Origin of the sequence: uncultured Cyclobacterium sp., assembly GCF_963977555.1 — a bacterium.
Taxonomy (GTDB): Bacteria; Bacteroidota; Bacteroidia; order Cytophagales; family Cyclobacteriaceae; genus Cyclobacterium.
Genome location: NZ_CAXBPD010000021.1, coordinates 71,939 through 96,930 on the forward strand (window position 1 = coordinate 71,939; position 24,992 = coordinate 96,930).

At 41.2% G+C, this 24,992-nt stretch carries 13 protein-coding genes and 1 riboswitch; of the genes, 6 read left to right on the forward strand and 7 right to left on the reverse strand.

Features of this window, described 5'->3' with window-relative positions; all coding sequences use genetic code 11:
• Positions 1-525: 525 nt before the first annotated feature.
• From AAC073_RS21010 to AAC073_RS21030, 5 genes are all read right to left on the reverse strand, one after another.
• A complete protein-coding gene (locus AAC073_RS21010; protein ID WP_339925781.1) occupies positions 526-2,928 on the reverse strand; it encodes a TonB-dependent receptor in 2,403 nt (800 codons plus the stop codon).
• Positions 2,929-3,010: 82 nt separating this feature from the next.
• Positions 3,011-3,107, reverse strand: a riboswitch (TPP riboswitch).
• Between the two features lie 50 nt (positions 3,108-3,157).
• On the reverse strand, positions 3,158-4,225 hold the full coding sequence (locus tag AAC073_RS21015) for an acyl-CoA desaturase (protein ID WP_339925782.1): 1,068 nt from the start codon (positions 4,223-4,225) through the stop codon (positions 3,158-3,160).
• 94 nt (positions 4,226-4,319) lie between these two features.
• Entirely contained in the window at positions 4,320-4,877 is a 558-nt protein-coding gene (gene gldD / locus AAC073_RS21020; RefSeq protein ID WP_339925810.1) for a gliding motility lipoprotein GldD, read from the reverse strand.
• Between the two features lie 56 nt (positions 4,878-4,933).
• A complete protein-coding gene (locus AAC073_RS21025) occupies positions 4,934-5,542 on the reverse strand; it encodes a nitroreductase (RefSeq protein ID WP_339925783.1) in 609 nt (202 codons plus the stop codon).
• Positions 5,543-5,562: 20 nt separating this feature from the next.
• Positions 5,563-7,815, reverse strand: coding sequence for a TonB-dependent receptor (locus AAC073_RS21030; RefSeq protein ID WP_339925784.1), 2,253 nt, complete (start codon positions 7,813-7,815; stop codon positions 5,563-5,565).
• Positions 7,816-7,962: 147 nt separating this feature from the next.
• Between AAC073_RS21030 and AAC073_RS21035 the strand changes: the two genes are divergently transcribed.
• The 6 genes from AAC073_RS21035 (at position 7,963) to AAC073_RS21060 (ending at position 19,713) form a co-directional block, all read left to right on the forward strand.
• Positions 7,963-8,505 (forward strand): gluconate 2-dehydrogenase subunit 3 family protein, encoded by a 543-nt coding sequence (locus tag AAC073_RS21035; protein ID WP_339925785.1) that lies wholly within the window; start codon positions 7,963-7,965, stop codon positions 8,503-8,505.
• A 14-nt stretch (positions 8,506-8,519) separates the two neighbouring features.
• Positions 8,520-10,223 carry a GMC family oxidoreductase gene (locus AAC073_RS21040; RefSeq protein WP_339925786.1) on the forward strand — a complete coding sequence of 568 codons (1,704 nt, stop codon included), beginning with the start codon at positions 8,520-8,522 and terminating at the stop codon, positions 10,221-10,223.
• Between the two features lie 1,014 nt (positions 10,224-11,237).
• Positions 11,238-13,604, forward strand: coding sequence for a class I SAM-dependent DNA methyltransferase (locus AAC073_RS21045; protein WP_339925787.1), 2,367 nt, complete (start codon positions 11,238-11,240; stop codon positions 13,602-13,604).
• The gene (locus AAC073_RS21050) at positions 13,604-14,923 is read left to right on the forward strand and encodes a restriction endonuclease subunit S (protein WP_339925788.1); all 1,320 of its coding nucleotides are present in this window, start codon (positions 13,604-13,606) and stop codon (positions 14,921-14,923) included. The genes AAC073_RS21045 and AAC073_RS21050 overlap by 1 nt, the downstream gene beginning before the upstream one ends.
• Positions 14,924-14,929: 6 nt before the next feature.
• The gene (locus AAC073_RS21055) at positions 14,930-16,615 is read left to right on the forward strand and encodes a DUF262 domain-containing protein (RefSeq protein ID WP_339925789.1); all 1,686 of its coding nucleotides are present in this window, start codon (positions 14,930-14,932) and stop codon (positions 16,613-16,615) included.
• Between the two features lie 2 nt (positions 16,616-16,617).
• Positions 16,618-19,713 (forward strand): DEAD/DEAH box helicase family protein, encoded by a 3,096-nt coding sequence (locus tag AAC073_RS21060; RefSeq protein ID WP_339925790.1) that lies wholly within the window; start codon positions 16,618-16,620, stop codon positions 19,711-19,713.
• 496 nt (positions 19,714-20,209) lie between these two features.
• On the opposite strand, the gene AAC073_RS21065 is transcribed toward AAC073_RS21060, so the two are convergent.
• Both AAC073_RS21065 and ileS read right to left on the reverse strand, forming a co-directional pair.
• Positions 20,210-20,857, reverse strand: coding sequence for a lipoprotein signal peptidase (locus AAC073_RS21065; RefSeq protein ID WP_339925791.1), 648 nt, complete (start codon positions 20,855-20,857; stop codon positions 20,210-20,212).
• Between the two features lie 2 nt (positions 20,858-20,859).
• Positions 20,860-24,234 (reverse strand): isoleucine--tRNA ligase, encoded by a 3,375-nt coding sequence (gene ileS, locus AAC073_RS21070; protein WP_339925792.1) that lies wholly within the window; start codon positions 24,232-24,234, stop codon positions 20,860-20,862.
• Between the last annotated feature and the right edge of the window lie 758 nt (positions 24,235-24,992).

Below are 24,992 nucleotides of genomic sequence, written 5' to 3' on the forward strand. Positions count from 1 at the left end.
CTTCCTGTTCATTTTTGGCCCTGAGTGAATTGTAAATCAGGGCAGGCTATGCCCCAAAAACGAACCAAAAAAGTCAAGGCTGTATGTAAATCTTAACGCAAAATGAATACTCACTAGCTAAACAAAAAAAACTCCGCCGAAAAGGCGTCAGACAGTTTTTTTGTTCTTAACGCCATTGAGCATCTATTTTACTAATTTCCATAAGGCCAAATTAAAAAAGGAAATGGCAAAAATCTAAGTTAGCTGTCCTACGTTACTTTTTCCGAGGTCTTAGAATTCCATCTAACGCTATATAGCTAAACGTTAAATTCTGTGTTAATACTGACTGTTAAATTTAATGTATTCCAAAAACCCTGCAGGGGTGAAATATTTATAGACAGGGGCTCACACCCCTGTCTATAAATAACAAGTACATCACGATTTTGGCAACATTGTTGCTTTTTTTCTGCAACAATGCTGACAAAATCTCTCAAGTCGATCACCTTGTATTACATTTTCCCATGTCTTAGAATCCGGGTTGAAAGATCAAAAACGAATCGCTACACCTGCCATAAAGCTTGTTCCTGCCATGGGATAATAATAGTTTTCTGCCACACGTTCCATACCTTGTCCTTCACTGGAAGGAACGAAATAACCAAAAGTGTAACCATTAGGCTCGTAGAGGTTATTAAAGATATTATTGACCTTACCAGTAAACACCATTTCTTTCACAAACCCAGGTTTCCAGGAATAAATAAATCTCAAATCAGAGGTCCAGTAAGCATCTAAGCTCCTTGCTTCTTGCTGCGCATTGTCCAAAAATTGTTGGCCAACATACTTGTTAAGCAAACTGACTTCCAGATTTTTTATTGGCCTGAAGTCTATGATGGCACTTGCTACCATGTCTGGAGAGAAAGCAATGTCTGTATTGGTATAAGTAATGCTTTCCTGACCTGTAAAAGCCCAGTTCTCATCGTACACATCGCTGAACTCAGTATAGGTATCAATCTTGTTTTGACTAAAAGCGATGTTACCTCCCAGCGTAAATTTAGGTGAGAGCACTACAGCACCGTCAAGTTCTATTCCCGCTCTGTAGCTACTGGCTACATTCTCACGAATATACGCCCCTACATCATTCAACTGACCTGTTAGCACCAATTGATCCTTGTATCCCATATAATACAAATTGGCATTGTACTGAAAGTTGGATTGCTTTACCCTTATTCCAGCCTCCACATTATTTAGTTTTTCAGGTCTAGGGATTTCTGATATAGGAGAATCTGTGAAATCACTTCTTACAGGCTCCCTATTGGCCACTGCATAGGAGGCGTAAAGGGTTTTGCCAGTTCCGGTTTCGTAGGATAAGCCAAGTTTAGGATTGAAGAAAGTATAGGATTGATTGCCACTAACATTTCTTTGATCGCTATTTTTGCCATCGAAAGAATAGTCAATGCCTCTTACCTGCAGGTCTGCAAACAAATACAACCTTTCCTTCACCTCGTAGGTGGCTTTTAGGTACACATTCCTATCATCTTTTACAGCAACATTGTTGTAATACCTGTCTCTGATATTGTTATTCCCGGTGACTCCCATCCAGATAATTTCACCAAAATGGTCTCCATCGTACCTGTTGGCTCCTCCCCCCAGAATTGCATCTAATCTTCCGTCAGTTGACACGTAATTTAGGGAAAATACAGCACCATAAAAGTCATTGTCCAACCACCTTCTGCGAATAATATCGGTACTGTTGATTACCTGATCACCTATTTGAACAGGTTCAAATCCATAATCCTCTAAGTCATCGTCGCCTCTAAACTGTTCATAATACCCTTGTCCAGCAGTGTAATGTAAGGCAAAATTGGCTTTCAAATTGTCTGATAATGTGCCAGCATAGATGAACTGATAATGGTTTTGTTGGTAATTATCCGTTTCGTTCTCATAGGTATAGCCATTGTAGGTCCGATCGGATTCAAGTAGGTTTTCGGGCACTCCATTCCAAGCTTGATAAGTTTGTTCCGAGCCGGCAAAAATATTTACCTTAAACACATGATTTTCTCCATAATAGCCCCCAGACACAAAGTACGATTTCAGGTCTGAAAAAGCCCTGTCTATATAGCCATCAGAAGTGACTTGAGATAGCCTTGCGTCTACAGCCCATTTATCATTGATCAATCCTGTTCCAGCTTTTATGGTATGCTTTCTTGTGTTGAAAGAGCCATAGGAATTGTCCGTTTCCGCGTAAGCATCTTCTTTTTTGGTGTCGGTCTGAATGTTGAGGCTGGCACCAAAGGTAGCAGCCCCGTTGGTAGAAGTACCCACACCACGTTGGATCTGGATATTGTCCACTGAGGAGGCAAAATCAGGCATATTCACCCAGAAAACACCATGCGATTCGGCGTCATTGAGCGGAATACCATTTACAGTGACATTGATCCTCGTCTGATCTGTCCCTCTGATTCTCATACCTGTGTAGCCCACACCTGTTCCCGCATCAGAGTGGGTCACAATAGAAGGCGTATAATTGAGTAAAAGAGGGAGGTCTTGACCAAGGTTGTCTTTACCAATCACCTCTTTACCGATCACTTGAAAAGTAGTAGGAGTGGTTTCTGAAGCCCTTGTTCCTGAAACAATAAATTCTTCAGTGGTAAAGGTCGTACCATTAAGTCCAATTAGTAAATCTTCTTGTTGAGGAAGTGCTACTGATATCGTTTTAGACGAATAACCTACAAAAGAAATGCGAACAGTGGTCTTTTTTTGATTTAGATTATTCAAAAGAAATGCTCCATTTTGGTCACTTACAGTGCCTTTATCGGTTCCTTCTATGTATATGGTAGCACCTGGAAGAGGCATATCATTTTCAGCATCCTTTACAATCCCACGGATACTATTTTGGGCAATAGACAATTGGCACAGCAATATAAATACTGCCGATAAACAAATACGAATCATTTAAATAAATTTTTCTGGTTAAACATAGCAGAAATGAGGGGACAATTCTACTTTAGTTGTTTACCCAATAGCATTACGTACGATTAGCTATTTCACATTTCCCTTCGCCGGCATTATCCGGATCAGGTGATATGGGTATGATCTCAGCCCGTTATATTAAGGCACCCCTAATGATCTTGCCACAAATGTAGCTGGTATTATTTAAAATGACAAACTTTGGCCTTTACTCTTAAGCGTTGCCCAACACCTTCAAATGGCGGAAATGGGAAATAAAAGCCCTTCTTAATTGTCTATGTTCAAGGTATTGAATATTATAATCCTTGCAGGTTTGCTTGATAATTTTGCTTAGGGCAGGATAATGAATATGCGAAACTTTGGGGAATAAGTGGTGCTCAATCTGAAAATTCAAGCCTCCTAAAAACCAAGTAAGGGTTTTGTAACCAGTAGCAAAATTGGCAGTCGTTCTGATCTGATGAATCATCCATTCATCTTCCAAACAATTGGATACAGCCTCAGGAACAGGGAAGGCAGTTTCTTCTAAGCTGTGTGCCAATTGGAATACAAGTGTTAGTACAAGTCCTGCAAAAAGGCCATACACAAGAAAGCCTATTAACCATGGAACCCAACCAACCATGTAAATTGGAATGGCAACAAAAAGCACCAAGTGAAGTGCCTTAAAACCCCAGAAACTGATATGATCAGAAAGTTTCATTTTTTGAATAGGCACTATTCCTACTTTTCCAGTTACGTATTTTTTATAATCCGTGAAAAACACCCAGTAGAGATACAATAGGGAGTAAGTGAAAATAAAATAATAATGTTGAAACTGGTGGATTTTGAATTTCTTTTGACTTGGAGACAGGCGTAAAAATGGCCTTGCGTTCAAGTCATCATCTACGCCATCTACGTTTGTAAAAGAGTGGTGCACAACATTGTGCTTTGTTTTCCACATGAAAACATTCGCTCCCAGAAAATTAATAGACATTCCTGCGAGGGTGTTGACCCAAGGACGGTCGCTAAAACTCCCATGAGCACCATCATGCATTACATTAAAGCCAATAAAGGCGGTTAATGCACCTAAAATTAAGCATTCAAACAACCCTAAAATCCAATGTGGAGTAAAAAACACAAGGTGGATGTACAGCAATAGAAATGAGGCCAAAATTATTCCTGCTTTAATAAATAGTTGCGAATTTCCTGAACGAGCAATATTTTGAGCTTTAAAATATTCGCTCACCCTTGATTTCACAACTTGATTGAAATTGATTTTAGGTCTAGAGAATTTAGGCGTCGCCATATATTAATTATAAGTAAATGATTTAGGATAATAGTACTTGGCCAAAGTAAAGTTAGGGAAAAATGATTGGGGGATGCCCATGAAAGGTACCAATTTAATTTGACATTTTCAATTCAAACGAAAGTGTATTGATCAAATGGATCATGTCTGTTTTGATATATTCGATGATAGGAGCCAGGGAATCATTTTTAACAGCTGTCTGAAAATACAACGCTCCTCTGAGAAAATGTTGTGTAGAATCAGTAACAAAAAATTGAAACTGGGTAGGCACATCTCCACTTAACTCTGAGACAAAGCCTGTGTATCCCTTGGGTGTCAGCAACACCGCTTCATCGATACCATAAGCCTTTACCTGATGCTTAAAGGTAAGGCTCATCGCATCATCCAAATAGGTTTTAAACAATGCCTTGTCCCCTTTGATGGCCTTATAGGTCAAGTGGACCCTTGCATCAAAATCGGTATAATGGACGTTGACCCAGGTTTTTTCCTGCAGGTTAAAAGAGTCCCGTTCAATTTTTGCGTGAACGGAATAATCGAAATTATAAGGCATTTCCTTATCTAAAGAAACAAAATCCCGCATTGGCAAATCAATGCGGTTGTAACCTTTGGGTTTGGGAAGGTAGTCCTCACTACAAGCCCCAATCAAAAGCATCGTCAACCAACAAAAGGCCAAAGCAGGATTTTGAAATTGTTTTTTTAGAAAAACCATTATTCTTTCACCCAAGTCACTTTATCTGAAATTGGTGTTCTCTTTCCCTCTGGCCATTTGTCTGATGCAGCCTTGGCAACAAAGAAAAAGCCCATCAATAGGTCTTCCTCGGCTAAGCCAAAGAAAGTTTTGGCTTCCGGCCAAAAAGTAGGTGCCCCTGTACTCCAATAAGCCGCCAATCCTCTGGCACTAGCTGTAAGGTACATGTTTTGAACCGCCATGGCTACAGCCGCTATTTCCTCCATTTCAGGAAGATTGGCACGCAAGTCCCTTTTCATACCTATGGCTATAACGTGAGAGGCTTTTAAAGGACTTTCTTTCAATTTGTTATAAACAGCCTCCTTAAAAATACCTGTCTTTTCACTTCGCTCTTTGTACAAGTTCGACTGATAATCAGCCAATGTTTTCAAGCCTTCACCTGAAAACACTGTGAAACACCAGGGCTCCGTTAGCTTATGCGTAGGTGCCCAGTTGGCATTTTCCAAAAGCTCTTTAATAATACTCTCGTCTATAGGATCATTTTCCTTAAACTGAGCAACAAATTGAGACCTTCTATTCCTAATGATTTTATTGACTTCTTCTATATTGAATACTGGCTTATTGTTCATATTTGATTTATTTTTTACCACTAATATTTTAGACCAACCTTTATTCCTCCGTAAAAGTTTCTTGTGGCTGCAGGTTGGAAATACCTTCCTCCAAATGGATTCAGATCATTGCCCAAACTATAACTGGCATTTGTTAAATTCTGCACTCCAAAATACAATTCAAGATCAAGGGCTTTCCCAACATCACCTCTCCACCCTACTCTTGAATTCATCAAGTGATAGGCCTCCTGAAACACGGTATTCGCATCATTCAATGGGATGTCATCCACAAACTGGTGGGTAAAGTTAAGGTAGAAGCCAGGCTTGGTTTTGATGTCCAATTGATTGACTAAAGTATTTGGAGCTACTCCCGTAAGGTCATTTCCACTGTAATCGTTGTCTCCTTTTACAAAATCCACAAACTCAAAATAATGCCCTGTAAATGAATGGGTAACTTTAACTTCTTGTACAAAAGACATTTGCTTTCTTATCAGCGCATAATCCACCAACAATTCTATTCCTTTCTGGTTAGTAGCTCCCGCATTTCTAAATAGGACTACGCCTTGCTCATTGACAAAAGTAGTGATGGTTTCATCTAGCTTGAAGTAGAAAACAGAACCATCTACATTCACCCTGCCCTTGTTGAAGCTTGAGCGGTAACCCAATTCGTAATTTACTCCTTTTTCTGCCTCCAGGTCCAGGTTGATTGATCCTTCATTGGTCCTCACTTCGTCAATGGTAGGAGGCGAAAACCCTGAACTGATACTGCCATATACCGCAGCATTGCTGTTCAATTTTGCTGACAGTGCAACCCTAGGCACAACTACAGGATCAAAAGAACGCTTGGCATTGGAGGGCACCCCATTAATCCTATCAATATTTCTAGCGATGTTAAAACTGGAAAAGTTTTGGCTTAAGCCTACAGTCATTAATAACCTCTCTGAGAGTTCCGCTTCCAACTGTTGGAAAAGAAAAGCCGTTTTTGTCAATAGCTCATCACCAAAACGGATGGTATCAATTTGCCCTCCATTGTTACCAAAATTTTGAGCAGAAGTTTTAGAAAGTTGGTATTCACCACCAGCTATAAGTCTAACAGGTACATTCGACCAAATATCATCATAGGTAAAGCTTGTTCTTCCACCATAGCCATATTGCGTTTCTTTTTTATAATCCAGGTTAAAAGGATTCTCAAAATCTGTCGTGTTGATATAAAGGGAAGTTTTATTGTCTAGGTTATGGTTAAACCTATAGTCATGGGACAAGGTACCGTACAATGACTGCTGGTCTATGGATGCATTCTGTGCGGCAGACCCAGGTCTTGCCTGACGTGGATTTTCCGCCACTTGGTCTGCAGTTAATGCTCCAGGCAACTCATAAAAGAGATCTGAGTATAGGATCTGAGTAGTAAGTTTCTGTTTCTTGGAAGGCTGAAAATAACCGGTAACCTGCAACACTTCTCTGTCCATGGCGGTGTGGTCCCTGTACCCGTCAGATTTTTGTTTGGCGTAGGATACGCTAAGGCCTCCGTTGTCAAGTTTTTGGTCTACTCCCAATCGGTAGCGCACCAAACCAAATTCACCCACTGAAAAGTCTGCTCCAATTCTATTTTCATCTACTGACTCCTTACTGGTAAAACTGATCACGCCACCATTGCCGGCACCATAAATACTCCCGGCAGGACCTTTGATAATTTCTGTATTTTGAATATTGGAGAGGTCGAGCATGTTCAAAGGTGTGGTGCCATCCGGTGCGGTAAAAGGCATACCATTCCAGTAGACCTTTACATTACGTACACCAAATGGCGAGCGCAATGAACTACCACGGATAGACACCCTGTAACTGGCAGGAGCCCGTTCTTCTATACGAATTCCGGGTTTGGTATTAAAAGCCTGTACTATAGAAGTCTCATTGAAACGGTACAGGTCCGACTCGGATACTCGCGCAATTCCGGCTGCCTGCTCCAATAATGGGCGCTCAGACTCAAAAGAGCTCACCAATACTTCGGCCAATGCATTTTCTCCCCTTACCAAATACACAGTAATCTCGCCTGATGCAGGTACCAATACGCTTTGCTCCTCATAGGCAATATGTGAAAAAAACAAGTTAGAAGGCTCTTTTAAGTTTACCGTCAATTCTCCCTTATCGTTGGCAGTAATAGCTTTTTGGGTGTTGACTTTTACTGTAACAAAAGCCACAGGCTCTTGAGATGTCGCATCCAACACTTTAACCTTGGTTTGGGCCAAAAGTGTTAATGGAAGCAATAAAAGTAGTATTAGGTATAATTGTAATTTCATTTTCAATTAATTAATAGATGTGGCTAAGTTTAAGCTGTAAAATTAAGGCAATTTTAAGGGAATTCACCACCGATGAAAAAAACCTTGGACAGTTAATCAAAAAATTGATAACTTGTTCGAGTATTTTCATTTTACCCAAAAAAGATTATGGATAGAAGATCCGCTATGAAGCAACTAGCGATTCTAACCGGAGGGGCGGTACTGATGCCTGCCTGCGACTTCAGCGAGGAATCCATTTTGCAAGCCTATCAAAACCTAAACATTACCCAAAGCAACAGAGCTTTACTTACCCAGGTGACGAACACTATTTTCCCCGGCACCACCCTCAAAAAAGCCGAAGAATTAATGATTCCTGACTTTGTGCTCGTAATGAGCAATGATTGCCTGGATACAGAACAACAAGCAGGCTTCGTCAAAGGACTAAAAGGCTGGGAGGATTTTTCAAAGAAAACCTTTGGCAAGGCATTTTCAAAAATGGACCAAAAAGAAGCAGAAGAGGCCATCGTAAAAGGAATGGCTATGGAAGGCGAAAATGAAAGTGAAGCCGGCAACACCCGCCAATTTCTAAATACCACCAAACGTTTCGCACTGCAGGGCTATCTCAATTCTGAGTATTTCATGACTGAAATAAAGCCCTACGAACTGGTTCCTGCCCGTTTTTATGGCAGCAAATTAATTGAAAACGCATAAAAAGAACGGACGCAATGGCCAATTTGAATATAAAAAGCAAAAAAGAAAATAGCTACGATGCCATCGTCATCGGCTCTGGAATAAGCGGGGGATGGGCAGCCAAAGAATTTTGCGAGAAAGGATTAAATACACTGGTACTGGAAAGAGGCCGTGAAGTAAATCACGTTAAAGACTATCCTACCACCAATAAAATGCCTTGGGAACTTGAACACAGGGGCGGAATACTCCAAAGCGTAAAAGAAGAAAACCCAGTAGTGAGTAGGTGTTATGCTTATAAAGAGGACACAAAGCATTTTTTCGTTAAGGACACAGAGCATCCTTATGTACAGGAAAAGCCTTTTGATTGGATCAGAGGCTACCAAACAGGAGGCAAGTCCTTGCTATGGGCTAGACAGGTTCAACGCTGGAGTGATTTCGATTTTGAAGGCCCTGCAAGAGATGGGTTTGCTGTGGACTGGCCTATTCGCTACAAAGACCTGGCGCCTTGGTACAGTCATGTGGAGAAATTCATTGGTGTCTCGGGCAACAAAGATGGCAAAGCCAACTTGCCAGATGGAGAGTTTTTACCTCCATTTGAACTCACTGCCGGAGAAAAATATTTTAAGGAGTTTTTGAAAAACAATTATCCAGAAAGGGAAATTGTGGTCGCACGTTGTGCACATATCACAGGAAACCAGGAATTCTACGCCAAACAAGGCAGAACCCTTTGTCAAAACAGGACCCTTTGTCAGCGAGGTTGTCCATTTGGTGGTTATTTCAGTAGCAATTCCTCCACCCTACCATGGGCTGCTCAAACCGGAAACCTTACCATGCACAATCATGCAGTGGTGCACTCTATCATTTATAACGATGAAAAGGCAAAGGCTACAGGCGTAAGGGTTATCGATGCGCAGACCAAAGAAATGAAGGAGTTTTATGCCGACATCATCTTTGTCAATGCAAGTGCGCTGAATACCAATCTGATTTTACTTAATTCTACCTCAAGTCGTTTTCCAAATGGCTTGGGAAATGACAGTGGTACGCTGGGTAAATATGTAGCTTTCCACAACTACCGCGCAGGCATCTCTGCCGAGTACGACGGATTGAAGGAATACACGACTGAAGGCCGAAGACCTACTTCAGGTTATTTCCCGAGGTTTAGAAACCTCCACAAGCAGGAAACGAATTTCCTCAGAGGCTATGCGGCAGGTTTCAGCTCTGGAAGAAGCACGCACAGTGATTATTCAGGAATAGGCGATGAGTTGGAACAGTCCATGACAAAAGCACCGGAATACGGTCCCTGGAGAATGGGATCGCACATGATGGGTGAAACCATTCCTAAGGAAGAAAGCCAGGTAAGCCTTGACCCAACGCTAAAAGACGAATGGGGCATTCCACAGCTTAAAATCTCTATGGATTATGATGCCAATGATGAAGCCATGATTAAGGATTACCTGGAGCAAATGTCAGAGATGTTTGACGCCGCAGGCTTCACCAATATCCGTACGAGAGATGACAAACGTGCACCAGGCCTGGACATACACGAAATGGGAGGAGCCAGAATGGGAAAAGATCCTAACACCTCGGTACTCAATGAATGGAATCAGGTACATGCCTGCCCCAATGTATACGTTACGGATGGCGCCTGCATGACCTCCACCAGTACGCAGAATCCTTCGCTAACCTATATGGCATTTACCGCAAGGGCAGTAGATCATGCCGTAAAGAACAGGGGGTAAATGTAAAATCAAATTTGGCCGCAAAGGTCAATTCAATAGGCCGGGACATTGTTCCGGTCTATTTTTTTTTGGGGTTGGCGTTGGGCTTCAGGAGGTCGATTGGTTATGTAGGCTTGAAATTTTGTCAGCATAATGTTTCAGGTTATTTCCGGCCTTCAAAGGTTATGGTTTTTGGATCAGGATGGAAGGCGTTAAGAAAAAGAGTTAGCTCCCACAAGGAGATCCACTCTTTTTTAGTCTGGAATGCTGCTCCAAAAATCAAATGATGGTAACGCGAGAGGACGCTATTCTAAACCCTTAACCATCATTTGAAATAAGATTTGACAGCCTTGATTTTTTTGGTTCGTTTTTTCATCATAGCCTGCCCTGAAGCGTAGCAAGTCAGGGGAAAAAATGAACAGAGGGAATTAATTAAAAATAATACTCTGCCCTAAAGATCTAGCTTTTAAGGTTCATATTTTACATTGAAAACATACAAATTAAATATGAACGATTGAGATTTTGTCAGCATTGTTGCTAAAAATAGGCAACAATACCGCCAAAATCGCAACGTTTGTTTTTTTTACCACGGGCTGCACCCGTGGCTAAATTATATCGGCCTTTCAGGACTGTCCTGAAATTATTCATTAGGATTTCATGATCTTTCTAAGTAAGGCATTTCTCTAAATCAAAAGCTGGTTTTATGCACATAAAACTTAAAAAAAATCATTTTTACTGTATTTAAAAGACTTGTATCATCTCCAACAGCTTTTTATCAAACAATATTTAGTTTATCTTGGGTAAATATTTACTTTGATAAACCCTTCCACCTGATGTTAATTGAAAAATGACCTACAACAATATTTTTTGCCTTATCGGTAAGTTGAGCGGCTTTAATCTCAAAGAGAATACATCAATAAGGCATCTTTTCAATTTTATGGAATGAATCACATAAAAATCAGATAATTCCGAACATCGGAAACCTGAAACCCTTCAATTCAAATTATATTCAATCAAAAAATACATATTACCCTAATGACCCAAGCAGTACACAATAAACTCGTTTCATTTATTTGGTCCATTGCAGATGATTGTCTGCGAGACGTTTATGTTCGAGGAAAATATAGAGATGTTATTCTTCCTATGGTGGTTCTTAGGCGCTTAGATGCCCTATTGGAACCTACAAAAGATGCGGTGATGGAGGAACTGGCTTTTCAGCGCGATGAAGCCAAGTTTACCGAACTGGATGAAAATGGCTTGCGTCAAGCATCTGGCTTTGTCTTTTTCAACACCAGTGAGTGGACACTTCAGCGACTTCATAACACCGCTACCAACAATCAGCAAATTCTGCTTGCCAACTTCGAGGACTACCTCAATGGCTTTAGTTCCAACGTAAAGGAGATCATCGAGAAGTTCAAGTTGAAAAGCCAAGTGCGCCACATGGCTCAGAAAGATGTGTTGCTGAATGTCTTGGAGAAGTTCACCTCCCCATTTATCAACCTCACGCCATTCGAGAAAGATGATCCTGACGGACGAAGACTTGCTGCGCTTTCCAACTTGGGAATGGGCTATGTGTTCGAGGAGCTGATCCGAAAATTTAACGAAGAAAACAACGAGGAAGCGGGTGAACACTTTACGCCAAGAGAAGTAATCGACTTGATGACGCATATCATCTTCGAGCCGATTAAGGATAAACTGCCTCCTGTATTGACGATTTATGATCCTGCTTGTGGGTCGGGAGGAATGCTGACCGAATCACAAAATTTCATCAAGGACGAAGAAGGAGAGATCAAAGCTTTGGGCGATGTGTATCTCTATGGAAAAGAAATCAATGATGAGACCTACGCCATCTGTAAGTCTGATATGATGATCAAAGGCAATAATCCTGGGAATATCCGGGTAGGTTCTACGCTCTCTACGGATGAGTTTGCAGGGAATACATTTGACTTTATGCTTTCCAATCCTCCTTATGGCAAGTCTTGGTCCAGTGAGCAGAAGTATATCAAGGACGGAAAAGATATCATAGATCCTCGCTTTCAGATTAAACTAAGCGATTACTGGGGTGAAGAAGCAGATGCTGACGCGACTCCAAGATCATCTGATGGACAATTGCTATTCCTGATGGAAATGGTCAACAAGATGAAACCTTTGTCCCAAAGTAAACTGGGTTCGAGAATCGCCTCTGTGCATAATGGAAGTAGCCTTTTCACCGGTGATGCAGGCGGAGGAGAAAGTAATATCCGTCGCTACATTATCGAAAATGACTGGCTGGAAGCAATCGTGCAACTGCCAAATAACCTCTTCTATAATACAGGAATCACTACTTACATCTGGATTCTTAGTAATAATAAATCCCCAGAGCGAAAAGGCAAGGTGCAGCTGATTGATGGAGGCTTACTTTTTCAGAAGCTTCGCAAAAACTTGGGAGCCAAAAACTGTGAGCTAACGGCATCACATATCCGAGAGATCGTTACAGCTTATCAGGAGCTTCAGGCACTAGATCGCCAACTCAACCCAGAGACCCAAGAAGAAGAAGGCATCGCTTCGAAAGTATTTGACAATACAGATTTCGGGTACTATAAAGTCACCATCGAGCGACCTAAGCGACTGAAAGCCCAATTCTCTGACGAACGAATCGCAGACTTGCGCTATGATAGAAGTCTGAAGGAAGCGATGACCTGGGCTTATGCCGAATTTGGTGAGGAGGTTTACACCAACCTTTCCAGTCATAGCAAGGCCATCAAAGAATGGTGTGAAAAGCAGGACTTGAATCTAAAAGCTAAGCAAACCCTTTCCCTGACTCAGAAGACGATCTGGCAAAAACAGCTGGAACTACTCAACGCTGCCAGAAGGATTATGGAGCAGGTAGGCACAGCCCAATACAACGACTACAATCTATTCAAAGAAAAAGTAGATCAAGTGTTGAAGTCACTTAAAATCAAACTTGGAGCCTCTGAAAAGAATGCCATTCTCAATGCGGTCAGCTGGTATGATGCCGAAGCAGAAATGGTAAAGAAGTCTGTTGTCAAACTGAGTGGTGACAAACTCACCAACCTCTTGGATCATCTGGGATGCTCTGCTCAAGATCTGCCTGACTTCGGCTATTATCCTACTGACAAGAAAGGAGAATATCAGACCTACGAAACAGAATCAGACCTTCGGGATACCGAAAATGTAGCCCTGAAGGAAGACATTCATACCTACTTCCTGCAAGAAGTGAAGCCACATGTATCCGAAGCCTGGATCAACTTGGACGCAACAAAGATCGGCTATGAAATTAGCTTCAATAAGTATTTCTACAGACACAAGCCACTTCGTACCCTGGAAGAAGTAACAACTGACATTCTGGAACTGGAGAAGGAAAGTGATGGCTTGATCCGTGAAATCTTAAACCTGGCCTAATGGAAGAGACTTTAGATAAGCATCTGGTAAGTAGGTATTCAGCCTACAAAGATTCAGAAGTAGAATGGTTGGGAGAGATTCCTGAGCATTGGGCTTCTCTTTCAAATAAGCACATATTCAAATTGAAGAAAAATCTGGTTGGCAAAAAATCATCCGACTATGATTTGCTTTCATTGACTCTAAGAGGTGTTATTAAACGTGTTTTAGAAGACGGAGGTAAATTTCCTACAGAATTCGATACCTATCAAGAAGTGAAGAAAGGTGACTTTATATTTTGCTTATTTGATGTTGAAGAAACTCCAAGATGTGTAGGGCTATCAAAATTCGATGGAATGATTACTGGTGCGTACACTGTGTTTGGGGTAAATTCAAACTTTGACAAAGGATATCTTTATTATTTCTATCTTAATCTTGATGCAGATAAAAGACTAAAGCCACTTTATACTGGTCTGAGAAATACTATTTCAAAAGATAATTTTTTCAGCTTTAAAACATACAATCCACCCCTCCCCGAGCAAAAAGCTATCGCAGAGTTTCTGGATAAGAAGACAGCCTTGATCGATCAAGCGATCAGCATCAAGGAGAAGCAAATAACCTTACTCAAAGAACGCCGCCAAATCCTCATCCATCAAGCCGTCACCCGAGGCCTCGACCCCCATGTCAAACTCAAAGACAGTGGTGTGGAATGGATAGGGATGATACCAGAGGGTTGGGAGATGAAACCTTTAAGAGTTTTAGGATTTACTCAAAATGGAATAAGCAGGGGAGGTGATTATTTTGGTTCAGGATTTCCTTTTGTGAGCTATGGAGATGTCTACAATAATATCCAGCTTCCAGATCACGGTTCAGGATTAGCAAATTCAAGCGATTCAGATAGAATTCAATATTCAGTGAGAAAAGGTGATGTTTTCTTTACAAGGACTTCTGAAACTGCAGAGGAAATAGGATTCGCTTCAACTTGTTTAGCGACGATTTCTGACTCTGTCTTTTCAGGGTTCCTGATTAGATTCAGACCCACTTCTGAGAAGTTGGACAGCGGTTTTTCAAAATACTATTTCTCAAGTTACACACACAGAAATTTCTTTGTAAAAGAAATGAATTTGGTGATTCGAGCCTCATTGAGTCAAGATTTACTAAAGAGAATGCCTGTTCTATTACCTCCTATAGAGGAACAAAAGTCTATTAGCGCTTTTATAGAAAATTCAGAGGCAAAGGTTCTAAAATCCATTTCTTTGAAAGAGCAAGAAATAGAGAAGTTAAAGGAATTCAAAGCGACACTGATTAATAGCGCAGTGACAGGTAAGATAAAGGTTAATTAAAAATTGATGCAAACAGGAAAAACAACGCTCAGAAATATTTTTGATGGGACTCAGATTTTCAATGTTCCTATTTATCAAAGAGCATACTCTTGGGGAGAAGAAAATCTCAGTGAATTTCTATCTGACCTAATAAATCAGCAGCCAAACCGAACATATTTTTTAGGATCTTATCTCTTCCATGAGAACGGCAAAAAAGGGGATTTCAAAATCATAGACATAGTTGATGGACAGCAGAGATTAACCACGTTTGTTATTTTTATGAGGGCGCTTTTATTGAAACTGGAAGCTTTAGATTCCCAGTTAGCCACTCAGAGGTCGATAAGAATTTTTGTCAGAGACGACGATGTTTTCAAAATTGAATTGTCAAATGAAAACTCATCATTTCTACATCATCATATTCTTTCGGATGATTCCACAGAAATCCCAATTCCCAAGACACCTTCTCAAAGTCTTTTATTGGCTGCAAAAAGTTTTTTCACGAAAGAATTAAGTGAGCTTAATAAGGAAATGCTTGAAAAGATATTTCAGGTGGTTACCGAAGCAGACATTCTAATATATGTTGTGAATGAAATCAATCAGGCAACCCAAATTTTCGAGTTGTTAAATGATAGAGGTAAAAAACTAACAGACTTAGAGGCGATTAAAAGTTTTTTGATGTACTCAGTAGGATTAGCCTCCAAGAATCCTGATCAAACAATAATAACAATACAGCAAAACTTTGGTGAAATATACCGTGTAATTGAAAGTAATCAGTTAGTCGAAGGAGATATTCTACGTTATCATACTCTTGCTTTTGAGCAAACTGGCGATAATCCCAAGAAGCATATTAAGAAGAAAATCAAAGGGCTATTATCCCAAGAATCTGACTCTTCAATACTCATCAAAACCATTATTGAATATTGCACTGGCCTCAAGAGATCATTTGAGTTTTACGACCAAATCAATAAAGAAAAATATGAAAATAGCGAATTGAGTAAATTCTTTATGCTGGGAAGAGTAGGCCCTTATTACCCTTTGCTTTTTAGAATTTATAGTGAGGATAAATCAAAGCTTAATGTTATTCTTGAAAAATTGAATGACTTTAATTTTAAAGGGATTGCAATTGGCTTCAGAGGAAAATTTGAAAGGACCATTTACAATAAATTGTGGACTGAGGGCATACAAGGAGCTATAAAAGTATTGGATCAAGCTATTCCTGGAAATTGGTGGAATATTAATAATAGAGCGATAAAAGCTTTAGATTCTAAATATTATTACGGTTCTGTGAATGGTAACTTGCTAAAGTATATTCTTGTAGCATTTGAAAACTCGTTGAGGTCAAAACTGGGATATCCCAAAATTGGTTTAAGAGAGTATTACTCAGAGATAGAAAGAGAAAAACTCAGCATTGAACATATCACTGCTCAAAAGGCTCAAGTTACAAAGTTTGATGAAAGTTTTGGAACCACCTACCTTCACAATATAGGTAATTTGGTTATTGATAATAAAGCTTCGAATTCCTCAAAAGGGAATAAAGAAGGTGGATTGAAGTCAGCGTATTTTCAGCAAGCTCCAATCATGTCACAAAATCAACTACTTTCCATCAATTGCGATTGGGATAGCATTGATAGTATTATGGACTTTATTTCTAATCGGGAGATTCTCTTGAAGGATTTTATCTCCAAAGAATTGCTAAAAGATAAACTTCCGTAATCATGTACAGCCAAACCAACGAACAAGCCTTAGAATCCACCATTGAAAAGCGACTTACAGGAACCTCCCTGGAAGAACTTAAGCTTGAAGGATTTTCAATAGATTCTTTTGGTGAAAGAAAAGAACGCTACCGAACTGGCAATGGGTACTATATTGGTTCTCCAGCTGATTTCGATCCTCGTTTGGCTATCGATGGCGTTCGATTGTTTGACTTTTTACAGGTGACGCAGGAAGAAGAGTTGGCTAAGCTTCAAAAACAAGCTGATTGGAAATTGAAGATCCTTGAGAGGATTGATCGGATGATCAAGAAACATGGAGTCATTCGTCTCTTTAGAAAAGGAATAAGTGTGGATGATGCACATTTTACCTTAATGTATCCATTGCCCTTAGCAAGTAGTAGTGACACGGTGAAGAGAAACTTTGACAGCAATCAATTCTCAGTGACTCGCCAGTTGAAGTATTCGGTTTCTAATCCTTTGGAGGAAATCGATATGGTACTTTTTGTGAATGGCTTGCCTTTCGCTACCATGGAATTAAAAAACCACTGGACGGGGCAGAATGCCAAGGTTCATGGTCAAAACCAATACAAGTTTCAGCGGGACATCACGCAGCCGCTGTTGAATTTTGGAAGGTGCATTGTGCACTTCACCATTGATACCGACGAGGCTTACATGACAACAAAACTGAATGGTAAAGGGACATTCTTCCTTCCTTTCAATTTGGGTCAGAACTTTGGCAAGGGCAATCCAAACAATGCTTTTGGTCACAAAACTGCCTACCTCTGGGATGAAGTATTTACCCGAAAAAGCATCGCCAATATCATTCAGCATTTTGTACGATTTGATGGAAAGGAAAAAACGCCACTGGCCAAAAGAACTTTGTTTTTCCCACGTTACCATCAGTTGGATGTGGTCAGAAAAATCATTGCCCATGCAAGTATACATGGCACAGGTCAGACTTATTTGATCCAGCACTCTGCCGGTTCTGGAAAATCCAATTCTATCACTTGGGCAGCTTATCAGTTGATTGAAACCTACCCAGAATCAGATTCTATTCTTGGAAGCAAAGGAACGTCCAATCCCTTATTTGATTCGGTTATCGTGGTTACGGACAGAAGACTGTTAGACAAGCAGCTACGGGAAAACATCAAGGAATTTTCTGAGGTGAAAAACATAGTTGCGCCTGCCCATACTTCCGCAGATCTGAAACTAGCATTAGAGACAGGAAAGAAGATCATCATCACCACCATACAGAAGTTTCCTTTCATCGTCGATGGAATAGCTGACATGAGCGAGCGACGTTTTGCTGTGATCATTGATGAAGCGCATAGTAGCCAAAGTGGAACTGCCGCAGGAAAGATGAATCAGGCTATGGGAGCCAAGAAAGAGGATGAAGACCAAGATAGCGATGATCCTCAAGACAAGGTTCTAGAAGCCATGAGGACACGTAAGATGCGTGGCAATGCTTCTTATATGGCTTTCACCGCTACTCCAAAGTCTAATACATTGGAACGATTTGGGATCAAGCAATCCGATGGCACCTTCAAACCTTTTCACCTCTATTCTATGAAGCAGGCGATTGAGGAAGGTTTTATCTTGGATGTACTCGCCAACTACACCACTTACAAAAGCTATTACGAGATTGAAAAATCCATCGCTGACAATCCGCTTTTTGACACCGTAAAGGCACAAAAGAAGCTAAAAGCATTTGTAGAAAGAGATACAGACACCATAGGCACTAAGGCAGAGATCATGCTAGATCACTTCATGGCCAAGATAGTGAACCCGAAAAAACTCAAAGGCAAAGCCAAGGCCATGGTGGCAACGCAAAGTATCGAATCTGCCATTCGTTATTATTTTTCCCTAAAAGAACAGCTGAGTAAAAAAGGGAATCCATTCAATATCGCTATTGCGTTCTCGGGCACGAAGAAAGTAAATGGAATTGAATATACAGAAGACAGCCTGAATAACTTCTCAGCAGGATTGGATACTACAAAACCTACCGATCCGGGCTATATCAGTGACAAGATAGCGCGCTACTTTAATTTGGATGAGTACAAGATCTTAGTGGTAGCAAATAAATACTTGACGGGTTTTGACCAACCAAAGCTTACTGCTATGTATGTGGACAAGAGGCTTCAAGGAGTGCTGGCGGTTCAGGCATTATCACGATTGAATCGATCGGCAAATAGTCTTGGGAAAAAGACCGAAGACCTGTTTGTGCTGGACTTCTACAATTCTGCTGATGAGATTCAAAAAGCATTTGAGCCTTTCTATACGGCTACTTCACTTAGTGGAGCCACCGACGTGAATGTTCTCCACGAACTAAAGGCGAGTTTGGATGCTCAGGGCGTGTATGAATGGCATGAGGTAGAAGATTTTGTAGAGAAATACTTCAAAGGATTGGAAGCTGACAAATACCTCAGTCCTATCATTCAGGTAGCAGAGTATCGATTTAATTCAGAATTAGCGCTGGAAGATGAGGACAAGGTGGATTATAAGATCAAGGCAAAGCAATTTGTAAAGATTTATGGTCAGATGGCGTCTATTCTTGAGTTTGAAGTGGTGGTTTGGGAAAAGCTATTTTGGTTTTTGAAGTTTCTAATTCCAAAGATGATCATCAAAGATTCACAGCAGGATTTATTGAATGAGTTGCTGAATTCGGTTGATCTTTCCACCTACGGACTGGAGCGTGTAAAGCTAAATGAAACCATCCTTCTTGATGCCAATGAATCTGAACTGGACCCACAAAACCCCAACCCGAGAGGAGTCCCTGGAGGAGACAATGATGAAGATCCATTAGATCAAATTATTAATCGATTCAATGAGCGCTGGTTTCAAGGCTGGGAAGCTACGCCAGAGGAACAAAAAGTTAAATTCGTTTCCCTACAAAATAAAGTAATGGCTCATCCAGACTTCAAACCCAAGGTTGCCGAGAACAAGGATTTCCATACCAGAGACCTTGCCTTCAAGAAGATCATGGATGAAGTAATGGCCAAGCAGCGAAAATCCGATATGGACATGTACAAGCTTTATGTGCAGGATGGCTCATTTCTACAGGCCTTTATGGACACGATGAAAAGAATGACGGGGGTTTAAATACAATATTAATAATTCACCAGTTCAAATCATCTGTATATTAATCCCTGGCGGTTACCCATCACCTCGGCGGTTGAGCGGAGTCGAAACCATAGGGTAACAAGTACGTAATGCCTACTCCTTCGGCTCCGCTCAGGAACCGGCGGGAAATAGGAACCTGCTGCTCCCTTAGCAGTGTGGATTTGTATTCAAAAAACATTTTTATATCTCGTGTATTTCCCAATTAGTGGAAAAGAACTGGATAGTAATCCGCCCGGCGGTAGATCATGACCCCGGCGGCTTGGTATATTTAATCTTCGAAAGGGAACTGGCGGGAAACACCCTATCTCCGGTAAGGAACCGGCTGGAAATATTTCATCTCCCTTCGGGAGCTGGCTAGTAATACATGAACATGTTACTAATGCCCAAATAACCTGGATAAACAAAAAAAGCGGTAAGAATCCCTTTTGGAATATTTACCGCCTTAAATTATTAAATATTTGAAGAGGTAGTATACCTACTTCTCGTCTATGAATTGCTTTTGCACTTCATCTTCTGACCCTCCTTTTTCCTTATTGTCTTCGGTGTTCTCTTCCTCAAAAAAGCGCTTCTGGAAAATGAGTATTATGCCTACACCTACAAAGATGGAAGCATCTGCTATATTGAATATTGGCCATAGAGCTGTATAGCCTCCACCAAATATCGGAATCCATTCTGGGACAAATCCTTCCCAGATATCCACATAAAACATGTCTACCACCTGACCGTGAAACCATGGTGTAGTAGATTCAAAGGGGGCATTCCCCAACCAAACACCATAGAAAACGCTATCAATAAGGTTGCCAACGGCGCCTCCAAGAATCATGGCGATGCAGACCAGGTAACCTACATGCGCTTTATTCGTGATCAAGGTATACAGGTAATACCCAATACCAAACATGGCAACCAACCTAAAGCTGGTCAACAACAGTTTACCATATTCGGAACCAAGCTGCATGCCAAAGGCCATTCCAGGATTGGTGGTATAATGAAGTTTGAACCAATCTCCAAAAACCTTGATCTGACCTGCAGTCCCAAAATCCATTCCGTAGTGGACCATCATCTTCACCGCCTGGTCAATCACGATCACCAATAAGGTGATACCAAAATACTTCCAATATTTCATATTTATACTTTCTCTACTTTAACGGCGAGTTCAAACTCATCCATGTCCAATACGGTGGAATTATTACTGTCCCCATCAAGGGTTAACGCTAAGGCTTGTGTCTCTGTTTTGATATACTCAGCAAAATTCAACAAGGCATTGTCCACCGTTTCATTAAGCGGAACAATCTGAATTCGAATTTTATCTTGAACTTCAAGTCCCATGTCCTTACGCAGGTTCTGTAGTCTGTTGACAAAATCTCTCGCAACACCTTCTTCTTTCAGCGCTGTAGTCAAAGTAACATCCAAGGCCACGGTAATGCCATTGTCAGTTGCCACCGACCAGCCTGGAATATCCTGTGATTGGATCAACACTTCTTCCAATTGCAGTACCACAGTTTCTCCATCTATGGTGATGCTTGCCTGACCCTCGCTTTCAATTTGAGCAATTTCTTCCTTGCCCCATTGCTGAATGATTTGACTGACCGCTTTCATTTTTGGACCAAACCGCTTGCCCAACAGGGCAAAGTTTGGCTTGATGCTTTTCACCAATAGGTCAGAGGTATCGTCAATGTATTCGATCGATTTTATATTGACTTCCGATTTGATAAGGTCTTCAACATGCTCAATTAAACCTTTGATATCTTCCTTCAAAACCGGAATAAGCACTTTTTCAAGTGGCTGCCTCACCTTTAATTTCTCCTTTTTTCTTAAGGAATGCACTAAAGAAGAGATGTCCTGTGCCAGTTGCATGCTGTTTTCTAGGGGCAAATTGATTAAATTCTCCGCTGAAGACTTCCAATCTGTCAAATGCACAGACAAAGGTTTGGTTTCCAGGCTTGCCGTAAGGTTCTGAAACAACCAGTCTGCATAAAAGGGAGCTACCGGGGACATCAACCTGGCAATGACTTCAAGACACTCATACAAGGTCTCGTAAGCTGCCTGCTTGTCGGCATTCATGTCTCCTCTCCAGAATCGCTTCCTGGCCAACCTTACATACCAGTTGGACAATTGATCAACAGTGAAACTCATAATGGCCCTGGAGGCCGGTGTTATGTCGTAATTCTCATAAGCCGTTTCTGTTTCCTTTATCAACGATTGAAGTTTGGAAAGTATCCACTGATCAAGTTCCGGCCGCTCGTTAACAGGTATTTTATTGGATGCATCGTAAGCGAAGGCATCCAAATTGGCATAAAGGGCAAAGAAATTATAGGTGTTTTGAAGGGTACCAAAGAACCTTCTTTGTACTTCCACAACGCCTTCTTTATTGAACTTCAGGTTGTCCCATGGGTTGGCATTGCTTAGCATGTACCAACGTAAGGCATCTGGTCCAAACTCTTTTAATGTTTTAAATGGATCAACTGCATTGCCCAAACGTTTGGACATTTTATTGCCATTTTTATCCAATACCAGGCCGTTGGCAATAACATTTTTAAAGGCCACACTATCAAAGAGCATTACTGCCAAAGTATGCAGGGTGAAAAACCAACCCCTTGTCTGGTCCACACCTTCTGCTATAAAGTCAGCAGGGTAATTTTCTTTGAACTTGTCCTCGTTTTCAAAAGGATAATGCCATTGGGCATAAGGCATGGCCCCAGAATCAAACCAAACATCAATAAGGTCTGGCTCACGGAACATCTTGTCCCCATTGTCCGCTACCAATATTATGTCATCCACATAAGGACGGTGGAGGTCCACTTCTTTCCCTTTGTAGGGAGATTCTTTCATGAAACCTTTGGCTATCGACGCCTCTATTGCAGCTTGTAGTTCGGCCACAGACCCGATGCATTTGGTTTCCGTTCCTTCTTTGTTTCTCCAGATAGGCAAAGGTGTTCCCCAGAACCTTGAGCGACTTAAATTCCAGTCCACAAGGTTTTCGAGCCAATTGCCGAACCTTCCGGTACCGGTAGATTCCGGTTTCCAGTTGATTGTTTTATTATAAGCGACCAGTTTATCCTTATAAGCAGTGGTTTTGATAAACCAGCTTTCCATAGGGTAATATAAGATAGGCATGTCCGTACGCCAGCAATGAGGGTAGCTGTGTTCATACTTCTCTACTTTAAAGGCCTTGTTTTCATTCTTTAGGATGATGGAGATGATGACATCTGTGCTTTTATAAGTCTTGTCACTTTCATCATCTTGGGGGTAATTTTTGACATAGAAGTCATCGGCAGTAAAAGTCTTGTGAACGGGTATGCCATGCTCTTCCATTTTAGACAACAAATACTCGCCTACCACAGGGAGGAACTTGCCCTTCTTGTCAACAATAGGTATTTCCAGGCCTTTCTCATCTTTCAGAAATACGCCAGGGACATCTTGTTGCACAAGTGTTCTAAAGTCATCTGCCCCAAAAGCCTTGGCCAGGTGAACAACCCCTGTTCCATCTTCTGTGGTCACGTAATCTGCCGAAATAACCGTAAAGGCAGGTTCCGGAAGCGCCAGTGCATCAATAGGGAAAAGTTGTTCGTATTTGATTCCCATCAAGTCTTTGCCCTTCATTTCCTCCACGATTTGATAAGGGATCACCTTATCACCAGGCTTATAAGCATCTAGTTCGACGGATGCTCCTTTAGGATTAAAATAAGCCGATAACCTGGCTTTGGCCAAAAGGACCGTCTGAGGTGCAAAAGTATAAGGGTTGAATGTTTTTACTTTTACATAATCCAACTTCTCACCAATGGCAAGGGCCGAATTAGAAGGCAGCGTCCATGGAGTGGTGGTCCAAGCCAATATATACAGGTCTTCCTCACCTATCACCTTGAATTGAGCGGTGATAGAGGTGTCTTTTACATCACGGTAGCTACCAGGTTGGTTGAGTTCGTGGGAACTTAGACCGGTGCCAGCTGCAGGAGAATACGGCTGAATGGTGTAGCCTTTGTAGATAAGGTCCTTTTCATAAAGTTTCTTTAGCAGGTGCCAAAGGCTCTCTATATAATTCACATCAAAGGTGATGTAGGGATCATCAAGGTCCACCCAATAGCCGATTTTCTCTGTTAAGTCATCCCATTCATGCTTGTAGCGCATAACGGTTTCCCTACATTTTTGATTGTAGTCGGCTACAGAGATCTTTTTTCCTATGTCTTCCTTGGTGATGCCCAGCTCTTTTTCAACTTGCAATTCCACAGGCAAGCCATGGGTATCCCAGCCGCCTTTTCTTTTTACCTGAAAACCTTTTAGGGTTTTGTAGCGGCAGAAGACATCTTTAATTGCCCTTGCCATTACATGGTGGATTCCCGGGGTGCCATTCGCTGAAGGAGGGCCTTCATAAAAAGTATAGGTAGGTGCTCCCTCCCTATTGCTTATGGATTTCTCGAAAACCGCGTTGCTTTTCCAAAAAGCCAATACGTCTTCCCCAATTTTGGGATAATCTACCTGTTTAAACTCCTGATATTTCTTCACTGTAATTATAAAATATAATCTGTGCTATGTTGCGTCTTGTTATAGTGGACAATAGAAAGCTGTCCAAAATGAAGGCGTAAAGTTAATAGAAAACAAGGGTATATGTATGGCAAAAGAAGAAAAACTATAGCGTTAGCCTTTAGAACAGCGACTGGAACAGTAATTAAGCAGTTCTATTAAGCAATTCTTTGTCTAGTAATTGTCTTTAAGGGGGTTATATGGCAGTTTTGCACGTTCTTAAAAAAGTGCGTGAAGCAATACTATTCGTCAATAGTGACATGTCTTAGGTTTAATTATTTGTGGATTCGTGTTGCTATACAAGTATTCTCTTAAGCAAAGTCGAATTAAGGTCGTCATAAAACAGACCAAATCGTCTCGGGGAGATTTTTTTTAAGAGGTCATCCTGGTACCCGGTTCCGAGGAATAGGTTTTATGGACAAGGAACCCTATGTATGTTCCTGCCGGTTCTTTAACGGAGATGGGGTATTCCCTAGCCGGTTCCTGAGCGGAGCCGAAGGAGTAGACATTACGCACTCATTACCCTCTGGTTTCGACTCCGCTCAACCGCCGGGGGTAAAGGATTCGTCAGTTACTAAGTGGATTTGGTAACGTCCTAGCCGGTTCCTGAGCGGAGCCGAAGGAGTAGGCATTACGCACTCATTACCCTCTGGTTTCGACTTCGCTCAACCGCCGGGGGTAAAGGATTCGTCAGTTACTAAGTGGATTTGGTAACGTCCTAGCCGGTTCCTGAGCGGAGC